General features: G+C 34.9%; 10 protein-coding genes and 1 pseudogene. 5 read left to right on the forward strand and 6 right to left on the reverse strand.

Annotated elements, in window-relative coordinates; translation table 11 throughout:
* The first annotated feature begins 4 nt into the window (after window positions 1–4).
* Window positions 5–1,117, forward strand: coding sequence for a DUF4153 domain-containing protein (locus tag FYC62_RS18050; protein WP_168199451.1), 1,113 nt, complete (start codon window positions 5–7; stop codon window positions 1,115–1,117).
* 73 nt (window positions 1,118–1,190) lie between these two features.
* Here FYC62_RS18050 and rplS read toward each other — a convergent pair whose 3' ends face one another.
* From rplS to rimM, 3 genes are all read right to left on the reverse strand, one after another.
* Window positions 1,191–1,538 (reverse strand): 50S ribosomal protein L19, encoded by a 348-nt coding sequence (rplS, locus tag FYC62_RS13475; protein ID WP_026904215.1) that lies wholly within the window; start codon window positions 1,536–1,538, stop codon window positions 1,191–1,193.
* 285 nt (window positions 1,539–1,823) lie between these two features.
* Window positions 1,824–2,498 carry a tRNA (guanosine(37)-N1)-methyltransferase TrmD gene (gene trmD / locus FYC62_RS13480; RefSeq protein WP_149075311.1) on the reverse strand — a complete coding sequence of 225 codons (675 nt, stop codon included), beginning with the start codon at window positions 2,496–2,498 and terminating at the stop codon, window positions 1,824–1,826.
* Between the two features lie 6 nt (window positions 2,499–2,504).
* Window positions 2,505–3,032, reverse strand: coding sequence for a ribosome maturation factor RimM (gene rimM, locus FYC62_RS13485; protein ID WP_039453862.1), 528 nt, complete (start codon window positions 3,030–3,032; stop codon window positions 2,505–2,507).
* Window positions 3,033–3,135: 103 nt separating this feature from the next.
* On the opposite strand from rimM, the gene FYC62_RS13490 reads away from it, so the two are divergent.
* On the forward strand, window positions 3,136–4,191 hold the full coding sequence (locus tag FYC62_RS13490) for an alkaline phosphatase family protein (protein ID WP_168199452.1): 1,056 nt from the start codon (window positions 3,136–3,138) through the stop codon (window positions 4,189–4,191).
* Window positions 4,192–4,229: 38 nt separating this feature from the next.
* Here the strand turns inward: FYC62_RS13490 and msrA are convergent, their stop codons facing one another.
* Together msrA and FYC62_RS13500 are read right to left on the reverse strand one after the other, a co-directional pair.
* Entirely contained in the window at window positions 4,230–4,883 is a 654-nt protein-coding gene (gene msrA, locus FYC62_RS13495; protein ID WP_149075313.1) for a peptide-methionine (S)-S-oxide reductase MsrA, read from the reverse strand.
* A 62-nt stretch (window positions 4,884–4,945) separates the two neighbouring features.
* Window positions 4,946–6,486, reverse strand: a pseudogene (locus tag FYC62_RS13500) (YifB family Mg chelatase-like AAA ATPase).
* A 184-nt stretch (window positions 6,487–6,670) separates the two neighbouring features.
* Here FYC62_RS13500 and FYC62_RS13505 point away from each other — a divergent pair.
* From FYC62_RS13505 to ybeY, 3 genes are read left to right on the forward strand one after another with little or no spacing between them, the layout of a single operon-like run.
* Window positions 6,671–9,961 (forward strand): DUF4175 family protein, encoded by a 3,291-nt coding sequence (locus FYC62_RS13505; protein ID WP_149075314.1) that lies wholly within the window; start codon window positions 6,671–6,673, stop codon window positions 9,959–9,961.
* A gap of 2 nt (window positions 9,962–9,963) precedes the next feature.
* Window positions 9,964–10,392 (forward strand): ATP-binding protein, encoded by a 429-nt coding sequence (locus tag FYC62_RS13510; RefSeq protein ID WP_240534740.1) that lies wholly within the window; start codon window positions 9,964–9,966, stop codon window positions 10,390–10,392.
* A gap of 28 nt (window positions 10,393–10,420) precedes the next feature.
* Window positions 10,421–10,861 (forward strand): rRNA maturation RNase YbeY, encoded by a 441-nt coding sequence (gene ybeY, locus FYC62_RS13515; RefSeq protein ID WP_149075315.1) that lies wholly within the window; start codon window positions 10,421–10,423, stop codon window positions 10,859–10,861.
* Window positions 10,862–10,888: 27 nt separating this feature from the next.
* Here ybeY and FYC62_RS13520 read toward each other — a convergent pair whose 3' ends face one another.
* Window positions 10,889–11,602 carry a pirin family protein gene (locus FYC62_RS13520; RefSeq protein ID WP_149075316.1) on the reverse strand — a complete coding sequence of 238 codons (714 nt, stop codon included), beginning with the start codon at window positions 11,600–11,602 and terminating at the stop codon, window positions 10,889–10,891.
* Between the last annotated feature and the right edge of the window lie 74 nt (window positions 11,603–11,676).

Here is an 11,676-nt window from a genome sequence, read left to right on the forward strand (position 1 = left end):
TTATTTGCTTATCCTTTTAGCTTATGAAGGGAAAATCTTAGTTGAGTGGCATTTACCAAACGGCTTTGTATCTATACTGATATTAGGCTATGCTGTTTTTGGGATGCTTTCTCTATTGTTGGTTCATCCGCTTAGAAATTTAGAAGAAAACAAATGGATAAAGCTCTTTAGTAAAAGCTTCTACCTGTTTTTAATTCCTCTTATTGTTCTTTTGGTTCTTGCGGTTTATACCCGTGTCTCTGATTATGGCATAACAGAAAGTAGATATGTTTTAATCGTTCTTACCCTTTGGCTGGGCTTTATAACGCTTTATTTTCTAATTAAAGGGCAAGAACAAATCCGGATGATTCCCATCAGCCTTTGTGTAATAGCAATAATCATTTCTTTTGGACCATGGGGTTTACAAAGCATTTCAAGAAACTCGCAACAAAAAAGATTAAGCACTCTTTTAACAGCCAAGGCCGATAAAGAAAGAGACCAAGAAATTAGAAATATTGTTGATTATTTACATGATTATCATGGTATAATGGCTCTACAGCCCTTTACTAAAGCATCGCTTAGCGATATTAAAACCTTTTTTAAGAATAAGAATAAAAAGGATTCTTTAAACCAGTATCAAAGTTATCAAACAAAAGAAAACACCAAAGATTCTGTATTAAAGCTTTTAGGACTTAACCCTATGTACAACCCAAGTATGCAAGGGAATTTTCACAACTTTAGTAATATAGAAAAAGAAGTCTTAAATATAGAACAGGCCAGCGTTTTGGTCACCATAGAAAATCAATCTTCTTTTAGAGACGATGAATGCAAAGAAATAACCGCATTTGGAAAAGCTTTTAAAATTTGTAAAGAGAAAGAACAAGAGTTATACTTGGTTTCGGGTAAAGAAAAGCTTTCTTTACAGCTTTACAAACTAGGGAAGCAACTATTAAAACGAAGCTATCCTATTGCTGATAAGCAGAACAACTATTTTGAAGTTCCCAATAAAGATTTAACGCTTACCCAGCAATGGAAGGGTTTAAACATCACCACCAGAGTAGAAGAAATGGGTATAGAAGAAGAAAATCAAAAAACCACTATTACCCATTATAAAGTTTATGTACTGATAACGCCATGAACTCTATAAAAAAGAACGCATAAAAAAAGCCTTTCAGAAAATTACTGAAAGGCTTTTTTTTATTTTGAGATAATTAAACTCTTTTAGATTTGATACGAGCTGCTTTACCAGTAAGCTCACGTAAGTAGAATAATTTTGCTCTACGAACTTTACCAACATTATTAACTTCGATTTTATCGATGTTTGGAGAATTCACAGGAAATATACGCTCTACACCAACACCATTAGACATTTTTCTTACGGTAAAGGTTTCTGTAGAACCAGCACTATTTCTCTGGATAACTACACCTTGATAAACCTGAATACGCTCTTTATTTCCTTCACGAATTTTATAGTGAACGCTTATGGTATCTCCAGATTTAAATGCAGGTAACTGTTTTTTCTCTACAACCTGCTCTTCTACAAATTTTACTAAATCCATGATTTTATGCTGTTAAATTACGATTGAGATAAATACCAACCGCACCGAAATTTCGGAGTGCAATATTAGGGATAATTTTTGATAATAAAAAACATAATTAAAATTTTCCACAATTGACAGCTTATCTACATCTGAAGCCCATACTAGCTGTGGATGAACAGTTTAGCTGTTTTTTCCTTTAAAAGATGTCTTATTTATTTGAAGAATTGTGCTTTATTTCGTCTTAAAAAAAGAAAAATAATTGCTTTTTGTAGTTCATCAATTAAAAAAACTTCCATTATAGGCTTATTCTAGCAAATCTGGTCGGCGTTTTTTGGTACGTTCTAAAGCTTGTTCATAACGCCATTGTTCTATTTTAGCTTGGTCTCCACTCAATAAAATATTGGGAACTTGGTGGCCTCGCCAATCAGCCGGTCTTGAGTAAACTGGTGCGTCTAACAAGTCGCCCTGAAAAGAATCAGACAAAGCCGATGTTTCGTCTGATAAAACACCAGGTATTAATCTTACCACAGCATCAACAATTAAAGCAGCGGGTAACTCGCCACCAGAAAGCACAAAATCTCCAACAGAAATCTCTCTTGTTACAAATACATCTCTAATTCTTTGGTCTATACCTTTATAATGCCCACAAAGAATCATGATATTACCTTTAATAGAAAGCTCGTTAGCCACTTCTTGTTTAAAAGTAACGCCATCTGGTGTCATAAAGATAATCTCATCATAAACCCTGTCGGCCTGTAATTTTTCTATGCAAGCGGCAAAAGGTTCTATCTGCATAACCATACCGCTACCGCCACCGTATGGATAATCATCAATACTTTTGTGTTTATTGCTTGCGTAGTCTCTTAAATTATGAATATGAATTTCTGCCAGACCTTTTTTTTGCGCTCTTTGCATAATAGAATGCGCAAAAGGACTTTCTAGTAAAGCTGGTAAAACGGTTATGATATCAAATCTCATAGCTCATTAATCTTGAAGATAAACATCCAGCAAACCATCCGGAAGGTTAATATTTAAAACTTGCTTATCTATATCAATACCTAATATTAAATCCTCTGATAAGGGAAATAACACTTCTTTTTCTTGATACATAACCGTGGCTAGAAATTGCTGTGGGTATTCTCTTACTTCTATAATTTCTCCCAGTTCGCCATGTTGTTCATCAATAGCGGTAAAACCTTTTAAATCTTTATAAGTGAACTCTTCTTTACTTCTTTTAGGCATCAGCCTTTTAGCTAGAAAAATTTTCTTTTTTGCCAAGGGCTGTGCCTTGTCTATATGATTAATATCTTCAAATAAAAAGTAGCCCAATTGCTTTTGTGATAGTTTAAACTGCGAAACAAAATAAGGCACCATTTTACCACCAATTTCTATATAAACAGATTTAAGCTTTAATTTCTCGGGTTCATCATAACTAAATGCTACCTGAAGCTCGCCTTTTAAACCGTGGGTTTTGGTAATAAAACCTATTTCTACATAATCGCCCGTACTCATGCTTTTTATTTTATAAACTCTTGCAAAAGTAAAGTTTTTATGATGAGTTGATTTATAATCGTTTGATTAATTCAACTCTTCTGTTTTTTGATTATTATTGATGATGCCTAAAAAGATTTTATTATCCTTTTTGATGTTTCTACAATTTGCTGCTGTTGCGCAAACAGAAAGCAAAGTGGTTTTGGTTACCATAGATGGTTTACGCTGGCAAGAATTATTTAGAGGAGCAGATTCTTCGCTCATTTACAGCCGTTACAACAACCAAAAAGATTATCTATTTAAAAAATTCTGGCATAAAGATGTACATAAAAGAAGGGCGCTATTGATGCCTTTTGTATGGAGCCAGATTGTTAAAAACGGTCAAATTATAGGCAATAGAGATTTAAAAAGTTATGCGGCAGTAAGTAATCTAGCCAAGTTTTCTTACCCTGGGTATGCCGAGCTTTTTTCTGGTTTTGTGGATAGCAGTATCGTAAATAACAATAGAGTTTACAACAAAAACCAAAATGTATTAAGATGGCTAAACCAGCAAGAAGGATTTAAAAATAAAGTAGCTTCTTTTTCTTCTTGGGACGTCTTTAACTATATTCTAGATGATTCTGTTGGAGATTTTGTGATAAATGCAGGCATAGAAGATTTAGAAATTCCAGAAATGGATGAAAGCTTTAATGCATTAAATGAGATGCAGCGCTTAGCTCCTCCTTTTATATCTGATAAAGTGAGGTTGGATGTGATTACCTATCAGTTAGCTAAACAATATTTAAAGTTTTATAAGCCTAAATTCTTACATATAGGTTTTGATGAAACAGATGATATGGCACACGCTGCTGATTATAAATTTTACATAGAGCAAGCCCGTAAAAGCGATGATATGATTGCTGATTTATGGAATTATCTACAAAACGATGATTTTTATAAGAACCAAACCACTTTAGTGATTACCACAGACCATGGCCGTGGCGAGGTTCCTTTTGGAAATTGGACCAGTCATGGTAAAAGCATACCCGGCTCAGAACAGGTTTGGATAGCAGCTATAGGGCCAACTATAACCGCAAAAGGCGAAGTAAAAAATTCTGATGAAATATTTACCAAGCAAATAGCAGGTACACTGGCTAAACTATTAGGCTTAAATTTCAATAAAGACAATGTGTTTAAATAAACGAGGCGAGAAAAATCCCGCCTTGTTTTCCGCCCTCATCAATACCCCTTCTTCAATTTTCCTTTGTATGTTTTCTTAAACTTCTCGAACCTTGGAATAGAAACCGCCCTTACATAAGATTGGTTTGGGTTATGTTCTATAAAATCTTGATGGTATTCTTCTGCCCTGTAAAAGGCTTTTAAAGCCGCAAGCTCTGTAACTATTGGCTTACTAAACCTGTTGCTGCTGCTTATTTTCTTAATAGCATTCATAGCGATGGTTTTCTCCGCATCGGTTTGATAGAATAAAACCGAACGGTATGAAGAACCTCTATCTGGACCTTGCTGGTTTGGCGTTGTAGGGTCATGCGAAGAGAAAAACACTTCAACCAATTCATCGTAACTTACTACAGTAGGGTTGTAATAAACCAAAACGGTTTCTGCATGACCAGTGGTTTCTGTATTTACCAATTCATAAGTTGGGTTAACAGCGGTACCTCCGGCATAACCAGAAACGGCAGAATCTACACCAACAACAGCTTCAAAAATATGTTCTGAACACCAAAAACAGCCCGATGCAAAAGCAGCAATAGCCTTACCTTTTGGCGCCGCTAGCTTTACTGCATTATTTTTACGTACTTGTCCGTTGGTATTGCAGGCTATTATAAATAAAGCAAAAATGCTAGTGCTTAATATTTTTACAAACTTCATCATCTTACAATTTTAATCATTAACGAAATTTATGATAAAATGATTGTAAGTTTTAAGTCATGCTTTTAACCCGCCCAGCTTTCGCGGTCTAAGCTTCTAAAATGTATAGCTTCTGCTAAATGCTCTATGCCAATATCATCGCTTCCGGCAAGGTCTGCAATGGTTCTGGCTACTTTCAAAATTCTATCATAAGCTCGGGCAGATAAGCCTAACTTTTCCATAGCTGTTTTTAGCAGTTGCTGCCCGGCATCAGAAACTATGCAAATAGCTCTTACCATTTGCGGACTCATTTCTGCATTTGCGTTAATACCTTGATGCTCTTTAAACCTTTCGGTTTGCATTAAACGAGCTTTAATTACTCTTTCTCTAATCAACTCGCTAGGTTCTGATTTTCTTTCTGAAGCCAGTTCATCAAAATTTACAGGTGTAACTTCCACATGTAAATCTATACGGTCTAATAAGGGGCCACTTACTTTACTGAGATACTTTTGTACCACACCAGGACCACAAACGCATTCCTTTTCGGGATGATTGTAATAACCACATGGGCAAGGGTTCATGGCCGCTATTAACATAAAACTAGAAGGATAATCTACAGACATTCTGGCTCTAGCCACTGTAACACGCCTTTCTTCTAAAGGCTGACGCATAACTTCTAAAACGGTTCTTTTAAACTCTGGTAATTCATCCAAAAACAACACACCATTATGCGCCAAAGAGATTTCGCCAGGTTGAGGGTTGCTTCCGCCACCTACCAAAGCTACGTCTGAAACTGTATGGTGTGGAGAGCGGAATGGCCTTGTAGTAATTAAAGCATCGGAAGCCGAAAGCTTACCTGCTACCGAATGTATTTTAGTTGTTTCTAAGGCTTCGTACAAATTTAATGGCGGCAAAATGGTAGGTAAGCGTTTTGCCAACATGGTTTTACCTGCCCCTGGCGGACCAATCAGAATAGCATTATGGCCACCAGCTGCTGCAATTTCTAAAGACCTTTTGATATTTTCTTGTCCTCTTACATCGGCAAAATCAGCATCGTAATTGTTAATGGCTTTAAAAAACTCGTCTCGGGTATCCACAACAGTTAAAGGTGGTTTCTTTTGCGCTTTAAAAAAATCTACAATTTCTGAGAGATGACTTACTCCATAAACCTCTAGTTTACTTACAATGGCAGCCTCTCTAGCGTTTTGACTTGGTAAAATAAAGCCTTTGATGTTTTCTTTCTGAGCATTTATAGCGATAGGTAAAGCGCCTTTAATAGGCTTTACTTGTCCGTCTAAGGAAAGCTCGCCCATGATGAGGTAATTGCCTAAATCATCTTCATCAATTTGCCCAGAGGCAGCTAAAATGCCGGTTGCTATGGTTAAATCGTAAGCAGAGCCTTCTTTACGGATATCGGCTGGAGCCATATTTACCACAATTTTTGGCGAGGCATACGAAAACCGCTGTTTGTTAAAGCGCTTTCTATCCTCAATAAACTCTCGCGAACAGCATTATCGGGCAAACCCACAATTAAATAAGCGGCTTTACCTCCAGAAATATTAACTTCAATGGTGATGGTTTGAGCTTCTACCCCATAAACGGCGCTCCCAAATGTTTTTACAGGCATACATAAAAATTTGTCGGAAAATTAAAAAAAATTACATCATCTTCAATATCTGAGTTAAAATATGAGCAGAAGATTTTCATTTTCTAGCTAAAAGAAGGTTTGTTTTTAATTTTATCCTATAATAAAATCATTATTAAAGGGTTAAATGTTATATTTCCACTGTGCTTAATATTCCTTCATTTTTATGGATTACGCTGGCTTTTTAAAAAAGATAGACGATTTCATCAGGAAATATTACCTCAATAAAATTATTAGAGGCTTAATATGGCTATGCGCTATTTTTTTAGTCGTTTTTTTATTGGTGATTACGGCAGAATATTACAGCTATTTTAATCCGCTTACTAAAACCATTCTTTTTTATTTGTTCCTTATCAGCCAGCTTGCGTTAGCTTGGTTTCTGGTTGGTAAATACTTACTAAAATATTTAAAACTAGGCGCTTTTATTAATCACGAACAAGCATCTATCATTATAGGAAACCATTTTCCTGATGTAAAAGACAAACTGCTTAACACCTTACAACTACAGAAAGCTTTAACTGATAAGCCTGAACATGAGGCTTTAATTTTGGCCAGTATTAACCAAAGGGTTAAGCAATTACAGCCTATTCCGTTTGTATCGGCCATAAAAATTAGTGAAAACAAGAAATATCTGCGCTATGCTATTGTTCCTGCTATGGTGATGCTGGTTTTAGCTTTTACTACACCCGCCATTATTACCGATGGTACCAGCAGAATTATCAAACATAACCAACGCTTTGTTAAAAAAGCTCCTTTTAATTTCGAGGTTTTAAACAAGAACTTATCTGGTGTGCAAGGCGAAGATTTTGAGCTTCAAATTAAGCTTAGCGGAACAGAAATACCTCAGGAAGTTTATATAGAAGATGGCCTTAACAGCTTTAAATTAACACAGGAAGATATTATCCACTTTAACCATACTTTTAAAAACTTACAAGAAGATGTTAGTTTTAGGTTTAAAGCTGGCGAGTTTTATTCTGATACTTATACTTTAAAAATTAGTAAGAAACCAAGTATTTTAGGTGTTAGGCTATTTTTAACTTATCCGGCTTACCTAAAAAAGCAAAACGAAGTTTTAGAAAACCCCGGAGATATTAGCTTACCCGAAGGAACGGTTGTGAAATGGTTAATTGGTGCAGAAAACACTACTACACTAAACTTCCATTATTTAAAAAACAACATCAGGTTAACACCTCATAAAGAAAACCAGTTTAGCTATCAGCTTAAGCTAACAAAAAGTGCCTTATATAGCTTAAAGCCTCAGAACAATTGGGTTGTACAAGATGCTTTAAATTATCAGATAGAGGTTTTACCAGATGCTTTTCCACAAATTGAGGCTACAGAAAAACCCGATTCGCTGAATAGCCAAGTATTATATTTTATTGGAAAAGCTAGCGACGATTATGGTTTAAACAGCTTAAGTTTTCACTATAAGATTACATCATCTAAAGATAAAAACAGATTAGGAAAGCAGTTTAAGGCTCCAGTAAAACTTCAAAAAGGCAGTTTAGAAAGTAGTTTCTTTTATTTCTGGCCCATTAGTAATACGGGTATAAAGGCTGGTGAAGAAATTGCTTATTATTTTGAAGTTACTGATAATGATGGTGTAAACGGGCCTAAAAGCAGCAGAACAAGTCTTAAAACTTACAGGCTTTTAAGCAAAGCTGAGCTTGTAGAAAAAGTAGAGGAAAGCACCCAAAATGTTAAGCAAAAAATTTCTGATGCCATAAAGCAGGCTCAGAAAATACAAGATGAAGCCCGAAAGCTAAACCAAGAGTTGTTAAATACTAAGAGTATGGATTATACTCAGCAAAAACAAGCACAAGAATTGCTAGATAAACAACAAAAGCTAGAAGAGTTGCTTAAAGAAATAAGTAAAGAAAATCAGAAGAATTTGCTAGAGCGCAACCAGCTGGATAATAACAAAGAACTTCTAGAAAAGCAAAAACAGATACAAGATCTATTTGATAATGTATTGGATGAGAAGACTAAATCTTTATTGAAAGAAATTCAGAAAATGTTGGAGCAAAAGCTTAGTGATGTTCCTAACCAAGAGCTAAAGCAGGTGCAAAGCGACCAAAAGTCGCTAAAAAAAGAATTAGACCGTATTCTTGAGCTTTACAAGCAACTAGAGGTTGAACAAAAAATAAATCAGGCTATAGATAAACTGGAAGGCCTTACAAAAAAACAAGAGGAAAACATTACTAAACCAGATATAAATCAACAAAAAGAAATTAAAAAAGAGTTTAATACACTTAAAGAAGATTTAAAAGAAATAGCGGAAAAAAATCAGCTTTTAGAGCAGCCAGAAAATTTTGATCAACAAAAAGAACAACAACAAGCTATTGAAAAGAAACTTCAAGAGGCAGAAGAGAACTTAACGCAAAACCGCAAGCAAAAAGCCAATGAAGCGCAAAAAGATGCTGCTTCTGAAATGCAAAAAATGGCTAATGAGCTAAAAGAAATGCAAAACGAAGAAGAAGCGCAAGAAAACCAAGTTGATGCACAGGCTTTAAGGCAAATTTTACAAAACTTGTTAAAAAGCTCTTTCGACCAAGAAAAATTGATGCTTGATCTTAAGAATACCAACATTAACGACCCCAGGTTTAATGAAATTGGGCAGAAACAAAGAAATATAAAGGATAATTTAAAGCTGGTAGAAGATAGCTTATATAGTTTAAGCAAACGGGTTCCGCAAATATCGGCTACGGTAAATAAAGAGATAAGCCAAATTAACCAACAAATTGCAGAAGCTTTGCAAAACCTTACAGAACGTAAAATTGCTGAGGTAAATAGAAATCAGCAATATGCTTTAACGGCTATCAATAATTTGTCTTTAATGCTTAGCGAAGCCTTAGAACAGTTGCAAAATGCGATGAAGAATGCTAAATCTGGCGGTAAAGGAAAACCTAAACCGGGGATGTCTCAACTATCCAAGATGCAGCAGGAGCTTAATAAAAACATGCAAAAGGCAAAAGAGCAAATGCAGCAGCAAGGTATCCCACAAGGGCAAAAAGGCAATAAACAAATGAGCCAGCAGTTTTCTGAAATGGCACAGCAACAACAAATGATTAGGCAAGCTTTACAAGAGCTTAATCAACAATTGAATAAAGACGGGAAAGGTAAATTAGGGAATCTGGAAAAAATCATGAAAGACATGGAACAAACAGAAACTGATCTCGTAAACAAACGTATAACACAAGAGGCTATTAACAGGCAGCAAGACATACAAAGTAGGCTTTTAGAAGCAGAAAAAGCCGAAAGAGAAAGAGAACAGGACACGCAAAAAGAAAGTAAAGCCGGAAAACAATTTGCACCAAATTATAATTTAGTGCTTAAAGAATATGAAAAAATAAAAGAAAATGAGGCTGAAATGCTAAAAACAGTATCTCCAGCGTTAAATAATTTTTATAAGTCAAAAATTAGTGATTACTTTAAAAAATTAAATAAGAGGAAATAGTTATGAGTAATCTTTCAGGGATAATGGATAAAGGGCTCTATTCTCTTCAACTTCCTTCTAATGAGAATAGTGTGGCTGTAGTTGAAAATTTTGTTGATGATCTTGTTGCTACTTTAAATATAGGGGATGATGTTTACGCTAATTTAATGACTTGCCTTAACGAAGCGGTTACAAACGCCATTTTTCATGGTAATAAGCAAAATCCAAATAAATTGGTTTACTTAAATTTAGAAATTATCAATCAAAAAAGATTGGTTTTTACAATTGCAGACCAAGGTGAAGGTTTTAATTTTAATAACCTGCCAGACCCAACAGCACCAGAAAATTTAGAGAATTTAAGCGGTAGAGGTGTTTTTATTATGAAACAACTGGCAGACCAATGTATTTTTAATACAAAAGGTAATGAAGTAGAGCTACATTTTAAGTTCTAATCTTCATCTTTGCATAAACAAAGATTTGATGAAAAAACTGCCCATAAATTTTTTTGAAGAAGATACTACCTATGCTCTTAAACAGAAAAATGCAGTTAGAAACTGGATAAACGCTACCATAGAAGAAGAAAATCATCAGTTACGAGAACTCAATTTTATATTTTGTTCTGATCATTATTTGTTAAGCATCAATAAGCAATACTTAAACCATGATACCTTTACAGATATCATCACTTTTGATCATAGCGAGGAAAAGGGAATTATTTATGGTGATATTTTTATCAGTATTGACAGGGTAAAAGAAAATGCCAAAACCTTTAAAGTTGCTGTAAGCGATGAATTGCACAGGGTTATCATACACGGCACACTACACCTTTTGGGTTACCCCGATAAGAAAAAAGAAGAAAAGGCTAAAATGACTGAGAAAGAAGATTTTTATTTGGCTAAGAGAGCATTTATAAAGGGTTAAAGTTTTCAGTTTAACCCTTTTTTATCATTAAGCCATTGGAACCTCAATCACCAAAAGCTTGGTGTCTAAATGAGCTTTTACAACTACTGATGTTGTATCGTAAACACCAATAGCATCTCTGTTATCTAAAACATGTTCTGCCACGCTTAACTGACCCTGTAATACAAAAATATATACTCCGCTAGCATTCCCTTTTAAATCATACTGAAGCTCTTTATCAGCGTCTAAATTAGCTAAAGAGAACCAGGCATCTTGGTTAATCCAAACAGCTTGCTCGTTTTCTTGGTCAGGAGAAACAACTGTTAAAAACTGATTATGTTTATCTGCTTCCTCAAATGACTTTTGCGCATACCTAGGCGCTATGTTGTATTGCTTAGGAAAAACCCAAATCTGTAAAAATTTTACTGCTTCAGATTTACTTCCATTAAATTCTGCATGCCTGATACCTGTTCCGGCACTCATAATTTGTACATCGCCCGTTTTTATTACAGCATCGTTACCCATACTATCTTGATGGTTTAAGGAACCATAAAGCGGAATACTTACAATCTCCATATTTTCATGGCCATGCATGCCAAAACCCATTCCTGGCTCTACATAATCATCATTTAAAACCCTCAACAAGCCAAAACTCATTTTATTTGGGTCTTGATAATCGCCAAAACTGAAAGAATGGTAGCTTTTTAACCAGCTAATTTGTTTCGCTCCTCTATCAGAAGCTTTGTGTATTATCGTTTTCATCTTGAAATATTTCTAAATACTACTTGTCTTTTTATATAAAAAATTACATGTTTAAACATACAATATTTATTCCA

The sequence above is a fragment of the Pedobacter aquae genome (assembly GCF_008195825.1).
GTDB classification, from domain to species: domain Bacteria; phylum Bacteroidota; class Bacteroidia; order Sphingobacteriales; family Sphingobacteriaceae; genus Pseudopedobacter; species Pseudopedobacter aquae.